The sequence below is a fragment of the Streptomyces sp. NPDC050743 genome (genome assembly GCF_044456925.1).
In the GTDB taxonomy this organism is placed as follows: Bacteria; Actinomycetota; Actinomycetes; order Streptomycetales; family Streptomycetaceae; genus Streptomyces.
On record NZ_JBITGJ010000040.1, the window covers coordinates 1 to 21,395 of the forward strand.

Below are 21,395 nucleotides of genomic sequence, written 5' to 3' on the forward strand. Positions count from 1 at the left end.
GCAGCTGGCACCTCACCCCGGCCACCGCATAGCGAAAGGGCCGCCCGGCCCACAGCCGAGCAGCCCCTCAAACAAGATTTTCAGCAGCCTTCTAGCCGGTCGTTCGCCCGCCAAAGCGTCGCAACATTTGCGGTCTAGACTCTCCCCGCAACGGCCTGCGCATCGACGACCGTGGCCGAAAGCGGGCGGAAATCCGCCAAACCCGAAGGGCATTCGGCGTTTTGATACGGATAGAGTCAGTCACGAAGCGGTATCCGGACGGCACGGTCGCGGTCGACCGGCTGTCGCTGGAGATACCGGACCGCGCGATCACCGTGCTCGTCGGGCCCTCCGGCTGCGGCAAGACGACGACCCTGCGGATGATCAACCGGATGGTGGAACCCACCGAGGGCGGCATCCTCCTCGACGGCACGGACATCCGGCAGCAGCCGGTCAACACCCTGCGCCGCTCGATGGGGTACGTCATCCAGAACGCCGGACTCTTCCAGCACCGCACCATCCTCGACAACATCGCCACCGTGCCCCGGCTGCTCGGCTGGAGCAAGCACAAGGCCCGCGCGCGAGCCGCCGAGCTGATGGAGCGGGTGGGGCTCGACGCCGGGCTCGCCAAGCGGTACCCGTACCAGCTCTCCGGCGGCCAGCAGCAGCGCGTCGGCGTGGCCCGGGCCCTCGCCGCCGATCCGCCGGTGCTGCTGATGGACGAGCCGTTCTCCGCCGTCGACCCCGTGGTGCGCAAGGGACTCCAGGACGAACTGCTCCGCATCCAGGACGAGTTGGGCAAGACCATCGTCTTCGTCACGCACGACATCGACGAGGCGATCAAGCTCGGCACGATGGTCGCCGTGCTGCGCACCGGCGGCCGGCTCGCCCAGTTCGCCCCGCCGGCTGACCTGCTCAGCGCGCCCGCCGACGCCTTCGTGGAGGACTTCCTCGGCGCCGACCGCGGCATCCGCCGGCTGTCCTTCTTCCCTTCCACCGGCCTGGAGCTCGAGACCGGGCCGATCGTGGGCGTCGACGCCGACGCCGACCGGCTCGCCGCCCGCGCCGACGCCCCCTATCTCCTCGTCACCGACCCCGACGGCAGGCCGCTCGGCTGGAGCGAGCCGGGCCGGCTCACCGCCGGGGCCGTCGACCCGGCACAACTCCTCGACCACGGACGGCCGTTCGTGCCCGGCAAGGACTCGCTGCGCACCGCGCTCGACGGGGCGGTGCTCTCGCCGACCGGCTGGGCCGTCGCCGTGGACGGCGAGGGACGCGCCGTGGGTGTCGTCTCCCAGCAGGTCATCGGCGAGGCCATCCGCGCCGCCCACAGCCGGGTCGCGGACGGCGGCACCGACACCGGGCGCGCCCGGCCCGCGGACGACACCGATGCCGCACCCGCCGCGGCTGCGGACGACACCGCCGCCCCACCGGGCCAGGGCACGGACGGCGACGCCGACCTCAAGGCCGCCCGATGAACGGCTTCTTCGACCTCCCGAGCGACCTCCAGCACAGCTACCTCGGGCTCGTCGGCCTGCATGTGCGCGAGGGCCTGCTGCCGGTGCTGGCCGCGCTGCTCGTCGCACTGCCCGTGGCCCAGCTCTGCGTACGCTTCCGCTGGGTCTACCCACCCGTCCTCGGCATCACCACCGTGCTGTACTCCGTCCCGTCGCTGGCCTTCTTCGTCGTGCTCATCGACTACTTCGGGCAGAGCGAGACGACGGTGATGATCCCGCTCGCGGTCTACAGCCTGGTGGTGCTGGTGCCGGGCATCGTGGACGGCGTCCGCTCGGTGCCGCCGGAGACCCTGGCCGCCGCGCAGGCCATGGGCTTCGGGCCCGTACGCCGCTATCTCCAGGTCCAGTTGCCCATCGCCGCCCCCGCGATCATCGCGGGCCTGCGGGTGGCCGTGGTCTCCAGCCTCTCCCTGGTCAGCGTCGGCATGCTCATCGGCAACCAGGGCGCGCTGGGCAACATGCTCAACGACGCCACCACGTATCACCGGCCCGCCCTGGCCGTGAACTCGGTGCTGACGACCGCGGTGCTCGGCATCCTCGCCGACGCGCTGCTGGTCCTCGTCCGCCGTCTCCTCACCCCCTGGATGCCGAGGAAGGGTGCCTCCCGGTGAACGTCCTGAACTTCGCGCACTCATTCTTCAGTGACAGCGCCCACTGGCACGGCTACGACGGCATCCCCACCCGGCTCGCCGAGCACGTGAAGTACTCCCTGGAAGCACTGCTGTTCGCCGCGCTGATCGGACTGCCCGTCGGCCTGGTCACCGGCCACTACGGCCGCGGCGGCAACGCCCTCGCGCTGATCGCCACGGCGGGCCGGGCCCTGCCCAGCTTCGGTCTGCTGGTCCTGATGTTCATCTGGATCGGATTCGGTCTGCTGCCGGTGATGATCCCGCTGGTCGTGCTCGCCGTACCACCGATCCTGGTCACCACCTACGAGGCGATCCGCTCCGTCGACCCCTCGCCCGTGGACGCCGCCCGGGGCATGGGTATGCCCGAGGCGCGGGTGCTGTTCCAGGTCGAGCTGCCCGTCGCCCTTCCCCTCATCCTGAGCGGCCTGCGCACGGCGGCCATCCAGATCGTCTCCACCGCCACCATCGCCGCCTACGTCAGCCTCGGCGGGCTCGGCCGCTACATCATCGACGGTCTCTACCAGAAGAACTACGAGAAGGTGGTGGGCGGCGCCACCCTGGTCGCCGGACTCGCCCTGACCACCCTCGTGGTGTTCTGGGCCGCCTCCCGGATCACGGTCTCGGCGGGGGTGCGGCGCAGCGGCTGAGGCCCAGCGGCCGGTGCGGGCGCGCCTGTTCGAGGACGACGAGCAGCGCGTCCCGCACCGAGCCGCGCTCCCGGGCGTCGAAGGCCCCGACCGGAGTCGGGGAGGGCACCAGGGTCATCGATGAGCCTGCGCGGCACGGGCGCGTCGCAACTGACCGCAGATCGAGGCCAATCGGTGATCCGGAGCCCCTTGACTGACCGAGAACCGGCTGGATTGGATCGGTGAGTGACTTCCACCAACCGCATCAGCAGGTCCATCCGGAGGAACCGAGGCGCGGCGGTGGTCGCCCTCGCGGCGGCGACGGCTCTGCTGACGGGCTGTTCCTCCAACGACAAGTCCGGCGGCAACCCGTTGACGGACAGCAAGGCGAGCGGCGACACCGTGGTCGTCGGATCCAACAACTTCCCCGAGAGCACCCTGCTCGCCGACATCTACGGCGAGGCCCTCAAGGCCAAGGGAATCAAGGTCAGTTACAAGCCGAACATCGGCAGCCGCGAGACCACCTACGGGCTGATCAAGAACGGGTCCCTCTCGGTGCTGCCCGAGTACAACGGCGCGCTGCTGGCCTACCTCGACCCGAAGGCCACGCCGAAGACGGCCGACGCCACCACCACGGCCATCGAGGCCAAGTTGGACTCCAAGCTGACCCTGCTCAAGCCCTCGCCGGCCGAGGACAAGGACTCGGTCACGGTCAACGCGGCCACCGCGACGAAGTACCACCTCACCGAGAAGTCGACCATCGCCGACCTCAAGGACATCGCCAAGGACCTGGTCATCGGCGCCTCGCCGGAGTTCCAGACCCGGCAGCAGGGCCTGGTGGGCCTGAAGTCGGTCTACGGCCTGCAGTTCAAGTCCTTCAAGGCGCTGGACGCGGGCGGCCCGCTCACCCAGTCCGCGCTGAAGAAGAACGCCGTGCAGGTCGCGGACATCTTCACCACGGACCCGACCATCTCCAAGGAGAAGTTCGTCGTCCTGCAGGACCCGAAGAACCTCTTCGGCTTCGAGAACGTCCAGCCGCTCGTCTACAAGAGCGCCCTGTCCCAGAAGGGCGTCGACGCGCTCAACGCGGTCTCGGCCAAGCTCGACACCGCGACCCTGCTGGATCTGGACACCCAGGTGCAGACCCAGAACAAGGACCCGCTGGACGTGGCCCAGGCCTGGCTGAAGTCCGCCGGACTCGCCTGACGTCTCCCTAGGCACGACCGCGTAGACGCCGGCGCGGGTGCCCCCGGGACACCGGGAGCACCCGCGCCGCACGTTGAAGGGCGCGGGGCTGTGTCCGATGTGCGGCTTTACCGCGTGGACGTGACCAGCCGGGGCGCGGACCCGTGGGCTCAGAGGTCGAACTCGTGCGGCGGCAGGTCCAGCGTGTAGCACGCCTCGCGCACGACGGCCTGCTCCGTCTTGTCGAAGTCGCCGTCCGCGCCGCCGATCACGATGCCGATCTGGATCACGGCACGCGCCTCCGCCGGTTTCTTCTTCGCCTTGGCGATCTCCTGCAGCACGCTCACCTTGCCGAAGGCGAAGTCGGTCGTCAGCTTGTTCAGGTTCTCCTCGAAGCGGCGCCTGAGGTCGTCCGCCGGGAAGTTCTGCAACACCTCGTTCGTGGCGATGAGCTGGGCCACCCGCTGCCGCTCCGACGGATCAACGGTCCCGTCCGCCGCCGCAACGAGCGCGCACATCGCCATGCTCGCATCGCGGAACGCGCCGCTCTTCAGGTCGTTCTTCTTCGCCTCCAACTGGGTCTGCATCTGCGACGCCGACTCCTTGATGCGGTCCCACAGGGCCATGCGCACTCCTCGTGTCACTCGTGAACCACGGCCGGGTCTTCCGGCACACCCGCCGCGCCTTCTACAACACCGTAGAAACTCCAGCACCGTGGAAACTCCCGGGGCCGCCGGGAAGTTCCTGCGACCTAGACTGAGTCCTCGCACAGAGACGGAACAGACCGAACACAGCACGACGCGGAGGGAAGGCGACAGTGGCGACAGCGCCCGGCACCGGCTACCAGGACCCCTCCGCCGAGGTGCTCACCGAGGCGGCCGCCGCCTTCGGACTGCTCGCCTCGCCCGCCCGGCTGCACATCGTCTGGGCGCTGATCCAGGGGGAGAGCGACGTCACCGGGCTCGCCGAGCGGGTCGGCGGCGCGCTGCCGGCCGTCAGCCAGCACCTGACCAAGCTGAAGCTCGCCGGGCTCGTCCGCTCCCGTCGCGAGGGCCGCCGCCAGGTGTACTTCGTGGACGCCGCCGGGCAGGCCGCCGTCGTCGACGTCGTACGCCTCCTCGTCGGCCGGCTCACCGAACGGGCGGCGGCCGCACCGGCCTCGGCCCGCCGCCTCCGTGGCCTCTGAGACCCCGACGGGCCCGGCGAGCGGACCGGGGACCGGCCCGGCGAGCGGCACGTCCCTTCAGGTGCTGCGGCGCCTCGACACCGGACCGCGCGGGCTCACCGACGCCGAGGCCGCCGCCCGGCTCGCCACCCACGGGGAGAACGCGCCGCCCCGCCCGCGCACCCCCTCCGCGCTCCGGCGCTTTCCACGGGGCCTGCGCGACCCGTTCACCACCGTCCTGCTCACCCTCGGCCTGGTCTCGGCGTTCGTCGCCTCGTGGGGTACCGCCGCGGTGATCCTCGCCCTGGTCGCCGTCAGCTGCGCGCTGCGCGCGGCCGGCGAGCGCCGCGCCGACCGCTCCCTCGCCGCCCTGCGCGAACTCGTCGCCGGCACCGCCACCGTGCTGCGCCGCACCGACGACACCGCCGCCCCGCGCGCCCACGAGGTCCCGGTGGCCGATCTGGTCCCCGGCGACGTCGTACGGCTCGGTCCGGGCGACCTCGTGCCCGCCGACGTACGACTGCTGCGCGCCCACGGCCTGACGGTGTCCGAGTCGGCGCTCACCGGCGAGTCCGCGCCCGTGGCCAAGGCCGCGGCCGAGCTGCCCCGGCCGCTCGCCGAGTCCCATCTGTGCTTCCAGGGCAGCGCGGTCGTGGCGGGCGGCGCCACCGCGGTCGTCGTGGCGACCGGGGCGCACACGCGGTTCGCCGCCGCGCAGCGGACGCCCGAGGCGCGCGTGCCCAGCGCCTTCGACCGGTCCGTGCACGGCATCGCCTGGGTGCTGGTCCGGTTCATGCTGCTCACCCCGCCGCTGGTGCTCATGGCCGGCGCGGCGCTGCGCGGACGGGGGCTGCAGACGCTGCCGTTCGCCGTGTCCGTGGCCGTCGGACTCACCCCCGAGATGCTCCCGGTGATCGTCACCACCTGTCTCGCCCGGAGTGCCGCGCTGCTGGCCCGTACCCGCCGGGTCGTCGTACGGCGGCTGCCCGCGCTGCACGACCTCGGCGCGATCGACGTGCTGTGCGTGGACAAGACCGGCACCCTCACCCAGGACCGGCCGGAAGCCGCCCGCTCGCTCGGACCCGACGGCCGGGACGATCCGGAGGTGCTGCGCTGGGCGGCCGTGGGCGCCTGGTGGACCCTGCAACTCGCCGAACTGCCCGTCCCCGACGCGCTCGACGAGGCGCTGCTCGCCGTAGCGGGAGCCGTGGGGGAGGAGTACGACGGGCTCGCCGCGCTGCCCGTCGCGCCCGGCCGGCGCCTCGCGACCGCCGTCGTCGCCGGCCGGCCCGGCCGGCACCTGCTGATCACCAAGGGCGCCGCCGAGGACGTCCTGGAGCGCTGTGAGCTGCCGGACGGCGAGCGGCGGCGGCTGCTCGCGCTCGCCGCGCGCGAGGCGGAGACAGGGCAGCGGGTGCTGGCCGTCGCCACCGCCGAGCGGCCCGCCCGCACCCGTGCGTACACACCCGCCGACGAACGCGGTCTCACCTTCCGCGGCCTGGTCACCTTCCACGACGAACTCGCCCCCGGCGCCGCCGAGTCCCTGCGCACCCTCGCCGCCCTCGGCATCCGGGTCCACATCCTCACCGGCGACCACCCGGCGACCGCGGCCCGCGTCTGCCGGGAGGTGGGCCTGGAGCCCGGTGACGTACGGATCGCCGGGGGCGGCGACGCCCAGGGCCGCGCGGACGCGACCCCGGCCCGCACCGGCGTGGTCCCCGCCGGTACCGCCACGGTCGTCGCCCGTTGCACGCCCGAGGACAAGGCCCGCGTCGTCACCGGGTTGCGGGCCGCCGGGCACACCGTCGGTTTCCTCGGGGACGGCGTCAACGACGTGGCCGCGCTGCTCGCCGCCGACGTCGGGATCGCGCCGCGCGGGGCCGTGGCGGTGGCGCGGGAGAGCGCGGATGTCGTGCTGGCCGAGAAGGACCTCACCGCCGTCGGGCACGCCGTCACCGCCGGCCGGAGCAGCAGCGCCAACATCGCCGCCTATCTGCGGGTCACCCTCTCCTCCAACCTCGGCAACGTCCTCGCCATGCTCGCGGCCGGACTGCTGCTGCCCTTCCTGCCGATGCTCCCCGTCCAGGTGCTCGCGCAGAACCTGTGCTTCGACGCCGCCCAGCTCGCCTTCGCCCACGACCGCCCGGCCCCGAGCGAGCTGCGCCGGCCGACCGTGCTGCGGCCGCCCGCCTTCCTGCGCTTCATCACCGGCTTCGGCGTGCTCAACGCGTTCGCCGACCTCGCCACCTTCGACGTCCTCGCGCTCGCCCTGAACGGCCCCGACGCCCTGGACGACCAGGCCGTGTTCCATTCGGCCTGGTTCACCGAGAACCTGCTCACCCAGGCACTGGTCATGCTGCTCCTGCGCGACGGCCGGCGTCTCGCGCGTGGTGGCCGGCCCGGACCGGTCGGCTGGGCCGCCGCCTTCCTCGCCGCCGTCGGACTGGCTCTACCGCCCAGCCCGTTGGGCACCGCGCTCGGCATGACCGCCCTGCCCGCCCCGTACCACCTGCTGCTCGCCGCCGTCCTCGGCCTGTACGCCCTGGCCCTCACCGTCGCGGCGAGCCGCCACGCGCGGCGCCGGCCGTAGTCCGCGGGTTGTACAGTTGCGCAAAACAGCAAGCTTTTCCGAGAAGGGGGGCGGTCGTGCTCCGCAATGGACTCGAGCCCTGGCACCTGTTGATCGTCGCGATCGTGTTCCTCGTGCTGTTCGGTTCCCGGAAGCTCCCGGACACCGCGCGAGCGCTGGGCAAGTCCATGCGCATTCTCAAGAGCGAGGCGAAGGCGATGAAGGACGACGCCGGCGCGCCGGTCGTCGAGCCGTCGCAGGTCGTGCCCGCGAGCGAGGCCCGCACGCCGGCGGCCGAGCGGACGGCCACGGAGACGGGGGCGTCCGCCCAGCCCCGGTGAGCGCGGGGCTCCGTGCGTCACCGGGCCGTCAGACGGCCAGGCCCTCCGCCCCCTGCGGGTCCTCGGCACCCTCGGCCTGTGCACGCGCCGCCGCCTTCGCCCGCTCGCGGCGCCCGCGGCGACCGACGCGCGGCTCCTGGTCGGGGAGCCAGCCGAAGGTGAGGCAGCTGCCGGTCACGCCCAGCAGGAGGCCGATGAGGAAGCCGCCCAGGTTGGACGTGACCCAGGTGCCCAGGGAGAGCAGGACACCGGTGATGGAGTAGAACAGCCGCTGGGCCGGGTTGAAGAGGATCAGCAGGCCCAGCAGCGCCATCAGCGTCGGCAGCAGGTAGCCGGCCACCCCCTGCATGCCGATGTGCATCACGACCTTCAGCGAGGCCTTCTCGGTGAGCAGGATCTCGCCGCCGGCCAGCGCGAGCAGCAGCCCGCCCCAGAACGGACGGCGGGCCCGCCAGCCGCGGAAGGCGGCCCGCGTTCCCCGGCGTGGACGGTCGGCCACCGCGCTCAGCAACCCGAGTCGCTGAAGCGGAGCTTGAGACCGGGAAGCTTGAACACACCTGCCGTCGTCGCGTAGTTGGTCTGCCGCAGATTGGCGATGTGCACGGTGTCGGCCTGCTGGCTGAAGACGCCGATCGGGCCCTTCACACCCGCCTTGGTCAGCGTGCCGGCGTCGTTGCCGATCTCGATGTTGTCGAACGCGGCGTTGCCGGACAGCTCCGTGGAGTCCGTGGTCAGGTCGCTGGCCTTTACCTTGTCCGCGCCGCCGCCCGCCGTGATCAGCAGGTTGGTGCCGCCGAGGTCGACGCTCTGGCACAGATGGTCGAGCGTGGCGTTCTTGATCGCGGAGGTCACCACCAGCACCTGACCGCCGGTGTCCCCGGCGTTCGGGCTGCCGTCCGCCATGTTGTCGAGGCCGCCGAACTGCTCGAAACCGGTTCCGTTCAGTTCCGTCGCGGTGACCGTGAACGGCATGCCGGAGATCGCGAACTGCACGCCCAGCGCCCCCTGGGCGGTGAGCACGGCGAGACCGGCGGCGACGAGGGTGGCGGGTACCGCCATCACCGCGGCACGGCGGGCCCGGACCCGGCCGCGCCGCTCGCCGGCGGCGGTTCCGGCCGCGTGCGGTGCTTCGGAGGCTTCCGAGGCTTCTGAGAGTGAACCGTTTCCCGGGTGCTCGGGGGTGTTGCCGACGGACGGGACGTCCGGGGACGAGGCCATGTCTGCTCCCATGGGCATGGATCTGCGGGTTGGGCTTCAGCGGCGCGGTGTCCTGGCGCGGACAGCGACTGTCGCGTACGCCTCCTCGCACCCCGGCGGAGCAAGGGCTTTCTCGTTACGCGGCAGTAGCCTGCGAGGAAGTTACCGCCGGTTACTTCGGGAGGTCAAGGTAGTTGTGAAAAAAGGGTGCCGGATGTGCGCGAGCTGCGATCGCGGTCCACAACTCCCTTGACAGTGCTTGACGTTGACGGTTGATCAGGTCTACAACTTCCCCTGTTTCCACGGATCCGTGGCGCCGGATCCGCCGAGCGGCACCGGATGCGTTGCCCGGCCTCACGCCGACCGCTCACCTCGGCCGACAGAAACCGTTCACATCGGTGCGGCACCGCATGGCCGCTTCACCCCCGCCGTGCCCGGCCGCCCCCTGCCGGCCCGGCCGAAGGCCTTCCCCCGGGCCTTCGGCCGGCGCCTGTACCGCCGCCGTCGCCGGACCGTCGCGTACGGAGAAGGCGCACGGCCCCGCGCCGGCGGCACCACGCACCCCCACCCACCTCACCCGGACCCCACCCAGGAAAGAGGCGCCCGCATGCGTACGCGATCCCTTCTCGCCCTCGCCGGCACCATCACCGCACTCGCCCTCGCGGTCGCCGCCCCCGCCTCCGCCGACGGCAGCGCCGTCCTCACCACCGGCGGCGCGGGCGGCACCGCCGTGGCGACCGGTGACACCCTCACCGCGCCGCTGGCCTCCGGCACGTCCGCGACGCTCTACTCCAGCGCGACCGGCACCAGCGGCGTCAGCTGCACGTCCTCCCAGTTCACCGCCACGGTCACCGACAACCCGACCGCCCCCGGCACGGCCACCGAGTCCGTCACCGGGCACACCTTCGACAGCAGCTCCTGCACCAGCAACGTCACCGGCGTCCTCGGTGTCAGCAGCATCACCGTCGACAACCTGCCCTACACGGCGACGGTCGCCTCCGACGGCACCCTCACCGTCTCGCCGGCGAGCGGCTCCACCATCCAGACCACGGTCAAGCTGCGCACCCTGCTGGGCTCCATCACCTGCGTCTACCAGGCGGCCTCCCTGACCGGAAAGGCCGACAACGCCGACAACAGCATCAGCTTCACCAACCAGCAGTTCACCAAGACCTCCGGTTCGTCGCTGTGCTTCGCCAACGGCTACTTCACCGCCAAGTACGCGCCCGTGACGGACGGCGGCACCCCGGTCTACGTCAACTGAGCAGCCAACTTCTCTGATAATCAGCAGAGTTCAGCGCCGTCGCAGACGCACTGCGAGGGCGGCGCCCCCGGTGAGCACCAGCACCGCTGCGGCGCCGCCCGCCAGCACGGGCGCCGAGGGGCCCGAGTCCCGGGTGACGCGCCCGCCGGCGGCGGAAGCCGGACTTGCCGACACGGCAGGTCCGGTTTTCGTCTTCCCCGCCCCCTTCTCGCCCTTCTCCGCAAACACCACGTCGGAACACGAGTAGTAGGTGTCCGTCGTGCTGCTGTTCTGCCAGACGGTGTACAGGACCTGACGGCCCGTCCGGTCCGTCGGCAGTGTCGCGCCGATGTGGTACGCCCCGTCGCGCAGCGGCGGGTCGGTGACCTGCGCGAAGGGCCGCTCCGGCAGATCGGACCAGGCGAGCGGTTTCGCCGGGTCGTAGCCGGGCTTGGTCAGATACAGCCGGAACGTGCCCGCGTGCGCGATCGTCGAGGCGTACGTCATCGTCAGTCTGCCGCCGGGCGTCAGCCGGGTCGCCGGCCAGTCCCGCCGCGCCAGGTCCAGGCCCCGGTACGCCGGAAGGTTCCCGCTGCACAGTCTGCCGTCCGGAATCACCTTCCTGTCACGGCCGTTCACCCCTGCCACGCGCAGGTTGTCCCACGCGGTGAAGGGAGCGCCGTTCGCCGCGACCGCCGCCCGGCAGGCCGCCGAGCGGCCGGCCTCGCCGCCCTCGGGGGAGCAGGCGTAGACCCGGCTGACCGGATCCGTGGGGGCCCCGTGCGCCTGGGCAGGCCCCGCCGCCACGACAGGAGCAGGAGCGGGGCCGCGGCGGCGGCCGCCGTGACGCTCGGGCGGGCGGTCGTCCGGGTCATCCGGGATGTCTCCTCGGCGGGCGCGGGAACGGGGTCTGCGCGGTCCAGTACGGCGGGGACGGTCCGTGCGTTCAGCCGGACCGGCGGATCGGTGGTCCGGGGGGCGAAAGCACCGACCGGTACGGACGTTTCGCGCCTCCTTCAAGACACCGTTGAGGAGCCGGCGGTCGTCCTCGTATCGTGGCGATCATGGGTCCGGCACCCGCCGCCCCGCGGCTGCCGGAAGCGGCCGGGCACGGAAGGGGGGATGCGTCCTGGTCTCGTCGTTCGCGGACCGCCGAGGGGCCGTCCGACGCCGGATCGGCAGGTGACACGTGTCCCGGCGCCGGTCCGCACCCCGGACTGCCGCTGCCCTTCGGTGAGTTATCGTGTGCAAGGGGTCAAAAACAAACCGCATGTCCCGTTCGTACGAGTCGCGAGGAGGGGTCCGAGGATGGCGAGGCAGTTACGCGCCGAACAGACCCGGGCAACGATCATCACGGCCGCCGCCGATCTGTTCGACCGGCAGGGCTACGAGTCCACGAGCCTGAGCGACATCGTCGCGCACGCGAAGGTCACCAAGGGGGCGCTGTACTTCCACTTCGCGGCCAAGGAGGACCTCGCCCACGTCATCCTGGAGCTCAACGCGGGCGCTGCCAAAGCGCTGGTCGCCGAGGTCGAGAGCCGCGGCTGCTCCTCGCTGGAAGGTCTGATGCGCACCACGTTCGGGATCGCCAGACTCGCCGTGGAGGACCCGGTGCCGCGCGCCGCGCTCCGCCTCGCCACCGCCGGCGTCGCCGTACGCCCGCCGCTGCGGCACCCGTTCACCGAGTGGCTGGAGTTCGCCACCCGGAAGTTCACCGGAGCCGTCAGGGAGTCCGATGTGCACGGCGATCTCGACGTCGGGATCGTCGCGCACTCGCTGGTCTCCTTCTTCGTCGGCACCCGCGTCGCAGGCCGCTCGCTCGAACCGGTAGGTCGGCTTCCGCGCCGGGTTGCCGAGATGTGGCACCTCCTGATCCGGGGCCTGGTCCCGGTGCACCGCCGTCCCCGTTACGTCACGCTCGCCACGCAGCTGGAGCGGGAGATCAGAACCGCCTGAGCCGCGCGATACGGTGACGGACATGCCCTCCACCCCGTTCGCACCCGTGATCCTCGGCAACGAACCCGGCTCGTTCCCGCACAGCGTGCTGGCCGAACGGCACCCCGCGATCATCGGCCGGGTACGGGACGCCTTCCCGTACGGCCCCGGGCAGCACCGGGCACTGGAGGAGCTGCTGAAGAGCTGCACCGAGGGGACGGTCGAGCCGCTGCCCGCCGGTGCCCCGGACCGGGACCGGTGGCAGGAGTGGGGCCTGGCCGGCTGTGCCGGGAACTCCTGGTACGACGTGCCGTGGCTGTGGTCCGAGAGCTACTTCTACCGCCGGCTGCTGGAGGCCGTCGGCTGGTTCGGCCCCGGCGCCTGGCAGGGCATCGACCCCTTCCGCCCGTTCAAGCGCGCCGAACTCGACGCGCCGGAGACGGACGAGGAACTGGCCGCACTGGACGCCCTGCCCGGCCTGCCGGAGGAGGCGCGGGCGCACGCCCTGCTGCACGGCTCGCTGTGGGGCAACCGCGCCGACCTCGGCTTCCGGCTCTCCGCCGAGGGCGCCGAGGCCCGGGACCCGGCCCCCGCGCTGGTCGCCGACGACAGTACGGCCCTGTGGTCGCTGCTGCCGCCCGACGGCACGGCCACTCTCGTCCTGGTCGCGGACAACGCGGGTCGCGAACTCGTCCCGGACCTGCTGCTGATCGCCCATCTCCTCGCCGAGGGCCGGGCCGCACGCACGGTGCTGCACGTCAAGCCGTACCCGTACTACGTCTCCGACGCCACCACCGCCGACGTCGTCGACGCGCTGCACCGGCTGCGCGCCGCCTCCGGCGCGGCCGCCGAGTACGGGCGCGTGCTCTGGTCGGCCATGGCCGACGGCCGCCTCACCGTGCGCGCCCACCCCTTCTCCTGCGCCCCGCTGCCGTACGAGGAGATGCCCGACGACCTGCGCGCCGAGTTCGCCGCGGCCACCCTGACCGTCTTCAAGGGCGACCTCAACTACCGGCGTCTGGTGGGCGACCGGCTCTGGCCGCCGACCACGCCCTTCCAGGAGACGACCGCCTACTTCCCCGGCCCGGTCGCCGCGCTGCGCACCCTGAAGTCCGACGTGATCACCGGCCTGTCCGCGGCGACCGAGGCCGCGCTGGTGGCGGCCGAGGACGGGCGCTGGCGCACCAGCGGCACGCACGCGCTGATCCAGGTTTCCGGCGCCGACGTCAAGTGACCTGCACGCGCAGTGACTTGATGCCGTTGATGAAGTTCGACACGAGACGCCCGGCCGGCGCGGCGAGCCGCGGCTCGGGGACCACCCGCAGCACCTCCTCGTGGAGCAGCCGCAGTTGCAGCCGTGCGAAGTGGGCGCCCAGGCAGACGTGCGGGCCGTCGCCGAAGGACACGTGCGGGTTGGGGGAGCGGGCGAGGTCGAGCCGGTCCGGATCGGTGAAGACCCGCTCGTCCCGATTGGCCGAGGCGTGGAAGACCACGACCTTGTCCCCGGCCCGGATCCGCCGCCCCGCGAGTTCCGTGTCCCGCGCGGCGGTCCGGCGGAAGGTCAGCACGGGCGGATGCCAGCGCAGCAACTCCTCCGCGGCGGTGGCCGGTTCGACCTTGCCGGCCCGCAACGACGCATAGGCCTCCGGGTGCTCTGCCAGGGCCAGCAGTCCGCCGGGGGCCGCGCTGCGCACGGTGTCGTTGCCGGCGACGGTGAGCAGGAAGAAGAACATCTCCATCTCACCCTCGGCGAGTTCGGCATCGTGGGCGAGCGTCGTCATGATGTCGTCCGCCGGATACCGGCGTTTGTACGCGGCCAACCGGTGGGCGTACGCGAACATGTCCTCGAGCATCGCCGGGGAACGCGGATTGACCGGCTTCCCCGTCCCGTCCAGCACCGCCGGACCGGCCTCGTCCGGGTCCTGGTAGCCGATGACCCGCTGCGTCCAGTGCAGCAACAGCCGCCGGTCGCTCTCCGGCACGCCCAGCAGATCAGCCAGGTTGAGCAGGGCGTACTCGTCGGTGACGGTGGCCACCAGGTCGGCCGAGCCGTCCCCGTGCCGGGCCTGCCGCAGCGCACCGGCGAGCAGGGTGCGCGCCCGCTCCCGGGCGACGGCCGCGAACCGGTCGACCCGGCCCGGCGTGAACGCCCGGCTCACCAGCCGCCGCAACCGTCCGTGCTGCGGCGGGTCCTGATTGAGCATCATGCGGCGGATGAAGGGCAGGTCCTCCGGGTCCGGGTCGCGGATCTGGGTCGCACCGAGGCGGGAGGAGTACGTCGTGGCGTCCTTCAGCACCCGGACGACGTCCGCGTGCCGGGTCACCGCCCAGAAACCCGGCCCGGCCGGCCAGCCCAGCACCTCCGGCTCTTCCTGCCAGGCGACCGGGTGGCCCTCGCGCAGCAGGCGGTAGTCGTCGTGGGGCACACCGACGGCGTACCGGCGCGGGTCGAACACGTCGGGCACCGGACGGGTCTCGCGCACGCTCACGCCGGCTCGCCCTCGCCGACGGCGGCCACGGCGGCCGCCGGGTTCCCGGCGTAGGCCGGCTTCTCGGCGTCCGCTCGCAGGAAGTCCTCGACCACGCGGATCAGGTCCAGCGGGGACTCGTCCATGGCGTAGTGCCCGGCGAACGGCAGGGCCACGAGCTCGGCACGCGGATACCAGGACATCCAGGTCTGCCGCATGACCTCGGGCGGGAGGGCCGGGTCCAGCTCCCCGGCCACGGCCAGCGCGGGCACCTCGCTGCCCTCGACGTCGGCGTGGAAGTCCTCGGCCGCCCAGGAGCCCAGCCAGGCCCGGAACGCATGGGCGTCGCTGCACTCCAGCGAGCGCGCGACCATCCGGTCCAGCCAGGCGGCGGGACGCCGGCCCCCGGTGGTGAAGTCGATGATCGCGCGCCGGTTCTCCGGCTTGTGCGCGGCGTCCTCGAACAGCGCGGCCTGCTCGCCGGCCAGCGGCACCCCCGAGGCCGGCACCGGGGAGACACCGACCATCCGGCGCAGCCGGTCCGAGGCCGTGGCGGCCAGCCGCTGTGCCACCGCGCCGCCCATCGAGTGCCCGATCACCGAGAACCGCTCCCAGCCCAGATGGTCGGCCAGCTCCACCAGGTCCCCGGCCGCCTCGGCCGTCGTGTACGCGCCCGCCGCGTCCCGGGCCTCGCCGTAACCGCGCAGGTCGACCAGCGCATAGGTGAAGGAGGTGCGGTCGAGGTCCGGCAGGACGGTGGCGTAGGCGGAGCGGTCGGCGAACCAGCCGTGCACGGCGAACACCTTGTGGGCGCCGTCGCCGTGCACCTCATGGGGCAGCACAAAGGAGGTCATGGGCCTACCGTGGCCCGTCAGCGAGGGCACGGCAAGGGCGCGGACGGGGCATACCGCGGGGCCCCGCGACGGTGCTCGTCCGAGCCCGGAGGTTCCCCTGTTCCCCGGCGGTTCACGCGATGGTGTGATCATGTCCCGTGTGGCGGATGGGCGTTGGAGACCGCGGGTAGGGCCCCGGCCATGACGCAGCCGTTCGAACTCCCGCACTTCTACATGCCGTATCCCGCGCGGCTCAACCCGCACCTCGACGAGGCCCGTGCCCACTCGACCGAGTGGGCACGCGAGATGGGCATGCTGGAAGGCTCCGGGATCTGGGAGCAGGCCGACCTGGAGGCGCACGACTACGGACTGCTGTGCGCGTACACCCACCCCGACTGCGACGGACCGGCCCTCTCGCTGATCACCGACTGGTACGTGTGGGTGTTCTTCTTCGACGACCACTTCCTCGACATGTACAAGCGCACCCCCGACCGCGCCGCCGGCAAGGCGCACCTGGACCGCCTGGCCCTGTTCATGCCGCTCGACCCGGCAACCCCCGTGCCGGAGCCGGGGAATCCCGTCGAGGCGGGGCTGAAGGACCTGTGGGCGCGCACGGTGCCGTCGATGTCTCTGGACTGGCGCCGCCGCTTCTCCGTGGCCACCGAGCACCTGCTCAACGAGTCGATGTGGGAGCTGTCGAACATCGACGAGGGGCGGATCGCCAACCCCGTCGAGTACATCGAGATGCGCCGCAAGGTGGGCGGCGCCCCCTGGTCGGCCGGGCTCGTGGAGTACGCGACCGCCGAGGTGCCCGCCGCCGTCGCCGGCACCCGGCCGCTGCGGGTCCTCATGGAGACGTTCTCCGACGCCGTCCACCTGCGCAACGACCTGTTCTCCTACCAGCGCGAGGTCGAGGACGAGGGCGAGAACAGCAACGGCGTGCTGGTGCTGGAGACCTTCTTCGGCTGTACGACCCAGGAGGCCGCCGAGACCGTCAACGACATCCTCACCTCACGTCTGCACCAGTTCGAGCACACCGCGCTCACCGAAGTCCCCGCCGTGGCGGTGGAGAAGGGCCTCACCCCGGACCAGGCCGCAGCGGTCGCCGCCTACACCAAGGGGCTGCAGGACTGGCAGTCCGGCGGCCACGAATGGCACATGCGCTCCAGCCGCTACATGAACAAGGGAGCGCGGCCCGGCGCGCCCTGGCAGCTGTCCAGCGGCCCCGGTGTGTCGGCCGCCGACGTCGGTGCGCTCCTCGCCTCGGCCGCGCAGGAACGCCTGCGCGCCTACACCCACCTGCCGTACCAGAAGGTCGGCCCGTCGATCCTGCCCGAGTTCCACATGCCGTACCGGCTCGAACTGAGCCCCCACCTCGACGACGCGCGCCTGGGCCTCGTGGGCTGGTCGCACCGCATGGGCATCCTGGAGGAGGGTGTCTGGGACGAGGACAGACTCGCCGCCCACGACCTCGCGCTGTGCTCCGCCGGCCTGGATCCGGACGCCACCCCCGAGGCGCTCGACCTCAGCGCCCAGTGGCTCGCCTGGGGGACGTACGGCGACGACTACTACCCGCTGGTCCACGGCCGCCGCCGGGACCTCGCCGCCGCCCGGCTGACCACCGCCCGGCTGTCGCAGTGCATGCCCGTCGAGGGCGGGCCGGCCCTCGTCCCGGCCAACGCGATGGAGCGGGGGCTGATCGACCTGTGGGCGCGGACGACGGCCGGCATGACCGCCGACCAGCGGCGCGGCCTGAAGACGGCGGTGGACACCATGACCGAGAGCTGGGTGTGGGAGCTGTCCAACCAGCTGCAGAACCGCATCCCCGACCCGGTCGACTACCTGGAGATGCGGCGCGCCACCTTCGGCTCCGACCTCACCCTGAGCCTGTGCCGGATGGGCCGCGGCCCCGCCGTCCCGCCGGAGGTGTACCGCAGCGGCCCGGTCCGCTTCCTGGAGAACGCCGCCGTCGACTACGCCTGCCTGCTCAACGACATTTTCTCGTACCAGAAGGAGATCGAGTACGAGGGTGAGATCCACAACTCCGTCCTCGTGGTGCAGAACTTCTTCGGCGTCGACTACCCGGCCGCCCTCCGTGTCGTACACGACCTGACGACCCAGCGCATGCAGCAGTTCGAGCACGTCGTAGAGCACGAACTGCCCGTGCTCTACGACGGCTTCGAGCTCTCGGAGGCGGGGCGGGCCGCGATGGACGGCTATGTCCTCGACCTGCAGAACTGGATGGCCGGAATCCTGAACTGGCACCGGAGCGTGGACCGCTACAAGGCCGAGTGGCTGGGCCGCCGCTCACACGGCTTCCTGCCCGGCCGGGCGCCCGCAGCGCCGGCCCTCTCACTCGGCTGACGGTCGCGGAATCCGCTCGTGCGGAACCGGGCACTCCGGGAACTTCGGTGAGCCCACGGCGGCGCATACGGCGGCCATGGAGAGGGCCACACGGGCTGAGCCACGGCGGCGGCCCGCGACTCGCGGACCGCTGGGCGGCCGGAACCACGGAGTACGTCCGGGGCCACGGCGGGCGGCCTGTCCGAGGGCCGGTGGACCGAGACGGCCGTCGGCTGGTCGGGCGGTCGGGTGGTCTGAGGGGGAGGCCGTCCGATACTCGGGTGGCCCGGCACCTCGGTGGTCGCGGGGGGCGGCATTTCGACGGCCGGGCGGCCGGAACCACGGAGTACGTCCGGGGCCACGGCGGGCGGGCTGTCCGAGGGCCGGTGGTGCGGGGCGGCCGTCGGCTGGTCGGGCGGTCGGGTGGTCTGAGGGGGAGGCCGTCCGATACTCGGGTGGCCCGGCACCTCGGTGGTCTCGGGGGCGGCCTTTCGACGGCCGGGCGGTGGCCCCAAGGCTGGAGGTCCGGGCGTCCTCGAACCGCCGCGCAGAGGCCATGCCCCAAGGTCCGGAGGCCCAGGCGCCCTCGAACCGTCGCGCCGAGGCCTGCCGCGTTTTCGGCCGCGGCGTCGGGCGGTCCGTCCGTCCGGGGGTCGGGTCGTCCGGGAGAGGGCGGCCGACCGGCGCCGGGCCGGGGCGCGGTGGTCCGAGGGGCGGCGGGGCTCAGGCCGGGTGGGCGAGTTCGCGGGACGCGTGGTCGGCCGCGGCTTGCGCCAGGGCCCTGATCATCGGGTGCGGGCGCGCGGGGTCGCCGGAGAGTTCCGGCTGGAACAGGGACGCCAGGAAGAAGGGGTGGCCGGGCAGTTCGGCGAGCCGTACCTGACCGTCCTCGTCGTGGCCGGAGAACCGCAGTCCGTGGGCGCGGAGCGTGTCGAGGTGGCGGGAGGGGCCGTAGGCGCAGAAGTACCGCTCGACCGTGCGCGGCGCGCCGATCACGGACTCCGCCAGCGAGCCCGGCTCGATCGTCACCGCGGCCTCATGGCCCACCAGCGAACAGGCCAGCGGCTCGATGAGCGGGTCGGTGGCGTCCGGGTCGTTCTCGGCGTGTGCCACCCCGGTCAGCCCGCACACGTTGCGGGCGAACTCCAGCACCGCGTGCTGGAAGCCGCCGCACGTGCCCAGGAACGGAATGCCCTCCTCGCGCGCCGTGCGTACGGCCGCGAGGACACCCGCCTCGCTGCGGTACGGGCTGCCCGGCAGCACCCACACCGCGTCGAAGCCGCGGACCGCGCCCTCGGCCTCCGCGTCCGTGGAGGGGATCCAGTACGCGTCCAGGACCAGCCCGTCGCGTTCGGCCAGGGCCTCCAGCAGAAGCGGCACGCGCGTGTGCGAAACGACATGGGGCGAGCGGTCGCCGACGAGGGCGACGGTGGCGGTGTTCGTCATGCCCCTCATCCTCCGGGCCACCGCGAGTTCACGTCCAACGATGATTACTGCACCATCGATAAGCAGAGCTGATGGTGATGCGATCCTGGGCCGCATGGACCCGCACCTGCTGCGCACATACGTCACCGTGGCCCGCCTCGCCTCCTTCTCGGAGGCCGCCCGCGAGCTGGGCTACACCCAGTCCGCGGTCTCCCAGCACATCGCCGCGCTCGAACAGGACCTGGGCGCACCCCTGCTGACCCGGCGCCCCGTCGCGCCCACCGCGGCCGGCGAGCGGCTGCTGGAGCACGCGGGCCCGCTGCTGCTGCGGCTGGACGCGGCCCGCGCCGACATCCTCCGCATGGCCGCCGCACCCCAGCGCGGTCTGACCCTCGCCACCACCCCGACCGCGCTCGGCGCGGGCGTCCTCGCCGCCCTCCCGCCGGCCGGCGTCACCCTGCGCGTCCTCACCCGCGCGGAGATTCCGCCCGCCGTCGCCACCGGCACCGCCGACCTCGGCCTCCTCGACGGGCTCGCCGCACCCAGCGATCCGCTGCGCCTGCCGGACGTGGCGCCGCTGACCACGCACGGTCTCGCCGAGGAACCCGTGAGCGTCCTGCTGCCCGCCCGGCACCCCCTCGCCACCCGGGCCGGCCTGCGCCTCGCCGACCTCGCCGACGCCCGCTGGCTCGACGCGCCCGACGCCGCCCTCCCGCTCGGCCAGCTGCGCGCCGCGACCGGCAGCCGCGCGTTCCGTTCCGCCCTGCGCTACGAGGGCACCGACCTGCGCACTCTCACCGCCCTCGCGGCCGCCGGCCACGGCCTCGCCCTGCTGCCGAGCTCGGCCGCCACCGCCGTACCCGGCACGGTCGCCGTCCCCCTCACCGCGCCCCGGGTCGTCCACCGCACGGAACTCGTCCACGGCGGGAGTCCCGGAGGAGCGGCGCGGGAGGTGGTGCGAAGGCTGGTGCGAGCGGTGTGACGCCCGCGCCGCGCCGAAGGACATGGGCGCTGGGTGTGCCCCGACGCCGGCCCCTTTGGGCTATGGCTACCCTCCGCCACGCTCGGGCCAGTCTCACTCGTTCGTGTCTCGTCGCGGCCCTGCGCCCCGGGTAGAGCACCAGCCGGAGGCGAGCGAACCATGGAACAGACTGTGTTGCGTCCCAAGCCGATGCCCGGTCAGGACCGGGGGGAGAGCGGCACCCCCGGCCCGCCGCACCGCCCGCACGCCGCGCCACGGCGCGGACGGCGGCTGCGGACCCTGCTGTTCGTCCTGTGCACCGGCACCCTGCTCGTGCTGTCCGGTGTCGGCATGGGCACGGTCGGCGCCACCGTGATCGGCATGAGCAAGCTCGCCGAGCTGCAACGCCAGGCCCCGCCGGCCAGGCCCGCGCCCACCGCCCCTGCCGGTACACCCGCCCCGAGCCCCGCTCCCGCCGCCGCGACCGGGGCGACCCTGGGCGTCGAGGCCGTCGACGCCGACAAGGTGGGCGCGCTGGTCGTGGGCGTGCACGTGCCCGGCCCCGGCTATACGGCAGGCCTGGTCCGCGGGGACGTGCTGCTGCAGTTCGGCTCCGCCCGCGTCGACACCGCCGCCGACCTCGCCCGGGCCGTCGCCCAGGCCCGCCCCGGGAAGCAGGTGCTCCTCACCGTGCGTCACAGCGGAGGGGGCTACCAGCAGTTGACGGTCGTACCCGGCGTGGTGACGTGAGACGTGCGCCCTGCCTCACGAGGCTTCAGCGGGCCGCCGCGGGCCCCGCCGCACGACTCTCGGTCACCCCGGGAAACCCGCTGGTGACCGTCCGCCCGGCGCGCCATGATGGCCCCATGCCGAGTCCCTTCCGAGCCGACCGCGCCCCGCGGGGAGCACCGGCGATCGGCTCGCGTGACCCTGTCCGGCCGGGCAGGATGCTGCCCGAGACGCCGACGCCCGTTTCCCCACC

The 21,395-nt window shown here is 72.7% G+C and carries 20 protein-coding genes and 1 pseudogene; 13 read left to right on the forward strand and 8 right to left on the reverse strand.

Translation table 11 applies throughout. The features are described 5' to 3' along the window. Positions 1-221 precede the first annotated feature (221 nt). From ACIBJF_RS30570 to ACIBJF_RS30580, 3 genes are read left to right on the forward strand one after another with little or no spacing between them, the layout of a single operon-like run. Entirely contained in the window at positions 222-1,457 is a 1,236-nt protein-coding gene (locus tag ACIBJF_RS30570) for an ABC transporter ATP-binding protein (RefSeq protein ID WP_399178511.1), read from the forward strand. Further along, the gene (locus ACIBJF_RS30575) at positions 1,454-2,107 is read left to right on the forward strand and encodes an ABC transporter permease (protein WP_399178513.1); all 654 of its coding nucleotides are present in this window, start codon (positions 1,454-1,456) and stop codon (positions 2,105-2,107) included. Before ACIBJF_RS30570 ends, ACIBJF_RS30575 begins: the two co-directional genes overlap by 4 nt. Continuing rightward, on the forward strand, positions 2,104-2,772 hold the full coding sequence (locus tag ACIBJF_RS30580; protein ID WP_399178515.1) for an ABC transporter permease: 669 nt from the start codon (positions 2,104-2,106) through the stop codon (positions 2,770-2,772). The genes ACIBJF_RS30575 and ACIBJF_RS30580 overlap by 4 nt, the downstream gene beginning before the upstream one ends. Here ACIBJF_RS30580 and ACIBJF_RS30585 read toward each other — a convergent pair. After that, complete coding sequence (locus tag ACIBJF_RS30585) at positions 2,738-2,890, reverse strand: hypothetical protein (protein WP_399178615.1); 153 nt, start codon at positions 2,888-2,890, stop codon at positions 2,738-2,740. The two genes, ACIBJF_RS30580 and ACIBJF_RS30585, sit on opposite strands and share 35 nt — an antisense overlap. Before the next feature lie 107 nt (positions 2,891-2,997). Here ACIBJF_RS30585 and ACIBJF_RS30590 point away from each other — a divergent pair, with 107 nt between their 5' ends. After that, entirely contained in the window at positions 2,998-3,957 is a 960-nt protein-coding gene (locus ACIBJF_RS30590) for an ABC transporter substrate-binding protein (RefSeq protein ID WP_399178517.1), read from the forward strand. A gap of 149 nt (positions 3,958-4,106) precedes the next feature. Here the strand turns inward: ACIBJF_RS30590 and ACIBJF_RS30595 are convergent, their stop codons facing one another. Then, on the reverse strand, positions 4,107-4,562 hold the full coding sequence (locus tag ACIBJF_RS30595; RefSeq protein ID WP_351806638.1) for a TerB family tellurite resistance protein: 456 nt from the start codon (positions 4,560-4,562) through the stop codon (positions 4,107-4,109). A 191-nt stretch (positions 4,563-4,753) separates the two neighbouring features. Here ACIBJF_RS30595 and ACIBJF_RS30600 point away from each other — a divergent pair, with 191 nt between their 5' ends. The 3 genes from ACIBJF_RS30600 to tatA are packed head-to-tail and all read left to right on the forward strand — an operon-like array spanning position 4,754 to position 8,011. Further along, the gene (locus ACIBJF_RS30600; protein ID WP_399178519.1) at positions 4,754-5,122 is read left to right on the forward strand and encodes an ArsR/SmtB family transcription factor; all 369 of its coding nucleotides are present in this window, start codon (positions 4,754-4,756) and stop codon (positions 5,120-5,122) included. Then, complete coding sequence (mgtA, locus tag ACIBJF_RS30605) at positions 5,112-7,691, forward strand: magnesium-translocating P-type ATPase (RefSeq protein WP_399178520.1); 2,580 nt, start codon at positions 5,112-5,114, stop codon at positions 7,689-7,691. The genes ACIBJF_RS30600 and mgtA overlap by 11 nt, the downstream gene beginning before the upstream one ends. A 56-nt stretch (positions 7,692-7,747) precedes the next feature. Then, a complete protein-coding gene (gene tatA, locus ACIBJF_RS30610; RefSeq protein ID WP_399178522.1) occupies positions 7,748-8,011 on the forward strand; it encodes a Sec-independent protein translocase subunit TatA in 264 nt (87 codons plus the stop codon). Positions 8,012-8,039: 28 nt separating this feature from the next. Here tatA and ACIBJF_RS30615 read toward each other — a convergent pair whose 3' ends face one another. Both ACIBJF_RS30615 and ACIBJF_RS30620 read right to left on the reverse strand, forming a co-directional pair. Beyond that, the gene (locus tag ACIBJF_RS30615) at positions 8,040-8,510 is read right to left on the reverse strand and encodes a DUF6114 domain-containing protein (RefSeq protein WP_399178524.1); all 471 of its coding nucleotides are present in this window, start codon (positions 8,508-8,510) and stop codon (positions 8,040-8,042) included. Positions 8,511-8,515: 5 nt separating this feature from the next. Continuing rightward, positions 8,516-9,229: a DUF6230 family protein gene (locus tag ACIBJF_RS30620; RefSeq protein WP_399178525.1), complete on the reverse strand. Its 714-nt coding sequence runs from the start codon at positions 9,227-9,229 to the stop codon at positions 8,516-8,518. A gap of 586 nt (positions 9,230-9,815) precedes the next feature. On the opposite strand from ACIBJF_RS30620, the gene ACIBJF_RS30625 reads away from it, so the two are divergent. Next, positions 9,816-10,469 (forward strand): Tat pathway signal sequence domain protein, encoded by a 654-nt coding sequence (locus ACIBJF_RS30625; protein ID WP_399178527.1) that lies wholly within the window; start codon positions 9,816-9,818, stop codon positions 10,467-10,469. A gap of 30 nt (positions 10,470-10,499) precedes the next feature. Here the strand turns inward: ACIBJF_RS30625 and ACIBJF_RS30630 are convergent. Then, positions 10,500-11,323 (reverse strand): annotated as a pseudogene (locus ACIBJF_RS30630) (lytic polysaccharide monooxygenase). Between the two features lie 433 nt (positions 11,324-11,756). On the opposite strand from ACIBJF_RS30630, the gene ACIBJF_RS30635 reads away from it, so the two are divergent. Together ACIBJF_RS30635 and ACIBJF_RS30640 are read left to right on the forward strand one after the other, a co-directional pair. Next, positions 11,757-12,404 (forward strand): ScbR family autoregulator-binding transcription factor, encoded by a 648-nt coding sequence (locus ACIBJF_RS30635; RefSeq protein ID WP_351806622.1) that lies wholly within the window; start codon positions 11,757-11,759, stop codon positions 12,402-12,404. 22 nt (positions 12,405-12,426) lie between these two features. Then, entirely contained in the window at positions 12,427-13,617 is a 1,191-nt protein-coding gene (locus tag ACIBJF_RS30640; protein WP_399178529.1) for a damage-control phosphatase ARMT1 family protein, read from the forward strand. Here ACIBJF_RS30640 and ACIBJF_RS30645 read toward each other — a convergent pair. Continuing rightward, a complete protein-coding gene (locus tag ACIBJF_RS30645; RefSeq protein ID WP_399178531.1) occupies positions 13,610-14,872 on the reverse strand; it encodes a cytochrome P450 in 1,263 nt (420 codons plus the stop codon). The two genes, ACIBJF_RS30640 and ACIBJF_RS30645, sit on opposite strands and share 8 nt — an antisense overlap. Then, complete coding sequence (locus ACIBJF_RS30650; RefSeq protein ID WP_399178532.1) at positions 14,869-15,705, reverse strand: alpha/beta fold hydrolase; 837 nt, start codon at positions 15,703-15,705, stop codon at positions 14,869-14,871. Before ACIBJF_RS30650 ends, ACIBJF_RS30645 begins: the two co-directional genes overlap by 4 nt. A 180-nt stretch (positions 15,706-15,885) precedes the next feature. Here ACIBJF_RS30650 and cyc2 point away from each other — a divergent pair, with 180 nt between their 5' ends. Then, positions 15,886-18,048 carry a germacradienol/geosmin synthase Cyc2 gene (gene cyc2 / locus ACIBJF_RS30655; protein ID WP_399178534.1) on the forward strand — a complete coding sequence of 721 codons (2,163 nt, stop codon included), beginning with the start codon at positions 15,886-15,888 and terminating at the stop codon, positions 18,046-18,048. Between the two features lie 702 nt (positions 18,049-18,750). Here cyc2 and ACIBJF_RS30660 read toward each other — a convergent pair. Further along, positions 18,751-19,473 (reverse strand): hypothetical protein, encoded by a 723-nt coding sequence (locus tag ACIBJF_RS30660; RefSeq protein ID WP_399178536.1) that lies wholly within the window; start codon positions 19,471-19,473, stop codon positions 18,751-18,753. Between the two features lie 94 nt (positions 19,474-19,567). Between ACIBJF_RS30660 and ACIBJF_RS30665 the strand changes: the two genes are divergently transcribed. After that, positions 19,568-20,434, forward strand: a complete 867-nt coding sequence (locus ACIBJF_RS30665) for a LysR family transcriptional regulator (protein ID WP_399178538.1) — start codon at positions 19,568-19,570, stop codon at positions 20,432-20,434. A 159-nt stretch (positions 20,435-20,593) separates the two neighbouring features. After that, complete coding sequence (locus tag ACIBJF_RS30670; RefSeq protein ID WP_399178540.1) at positions 20,594-21,163, forward strand: PDZ domain-containing protein; 570 nt, start codon at positions 20,594-20,596, stop codon at positions 21,161-21,163. Positions 21,164-21,395: the final 232 nt, after the last annotated feature.

What these genes read in the sequence shown, in the direction of transcription:
- ACIBJF_RS30575 (WP_399178513.1), top strand. Translation starts at nt 1,454, where the DNA reads ATGAACGGCTTCTTCGACCTCCCGAGCGACCTCCAGCACAGCTACCTC.
- ACIBJF_RS30585 (WP_399178615.1), bottom strand. Translation starts at nt 2,890, where the DNA reads ATGACCCTGGTGCCCTCCCCGACTCCGGTCGGGGCCTTCGACGCCCGG.
- ACIBJF_RS30595 (WP_351806638.1), bottom strand. Translation starts at nt 4,562, where the DNA reads ATGGCCCTGTGGGACCGCATCAAGGAGTCGGCGTCGCAGATGCAGACC.
- ACIBJF_RS30620 (WP_399178525.1), bottom strand. Translation starts at nt 9,229, where the DNA reads ATGGCCTCGTCCCCGGACGTCCCGTCCGTCGGCAACACCCCCGAGCAC.
- ACIBJF_RS30625 (WP_399178527.1), top strand. Translation starts at nt 9,816, where the DNA reads ATGCGTACGCGATCCCTTCTCGCCCTCGCCGGCACCATCACCGCACTC.
- ACIBJF_RS30635 (WP_351806622.1), top strand. Translation starts at nt 11,757, where the DNA reads ATGGCGAGGCAGTTACGCGCCGAACAGACCCGGGCAACGATCATCACG.
- ACIBJF_RS30640 (WP_399178529.1), top strand. Translation starts at nt 12,427, where the DNA reads ATGCCCTCCACCCCGTTCGCACCCGTGATCCTCGGCAACGAACCCGGC.
- ACIBJF_RS30650 (WP_399178532.1), bottom strand. Translation starts at nt 15,705, where the DNA reads ATGACCTCCTTTGTGCTGCCCCATGAGGTGCACGGCGACGGCGCCCAC.
- cyc2 (WP_399178534.1), top strand. Translation starts at nt 15,886, where the DNA reads ATGACGCAGCCGTTCGAACTCCCGCACTTCTACATGCCGTATCCCGCG.
- ACIBJF_RS30660 (WP_399178536.1), bottom strand. Translation starts at nt 19,473, where the DNA reads ATGACGAACACCGCCACCGTCGCCCTCGTCGGCGACCGCTCGCCCCAT.
- ACIBJF_RS30665 (WP_399178538.1), top strand. Translation starts at nt 19,568, where the DNA reads ATGGACCCGCACCTGCTGCGCACATACGTCACCGTGGCCCGCCTCGCC.
- ACIBJF_RS30670 (WP_399178540.1), top strand. Translation starts at nt 20,594, where the DNA reads ATGGAACAGACTGTGTTGCGTCCCAAGCCGATGCCCGGTCAGGACCGG.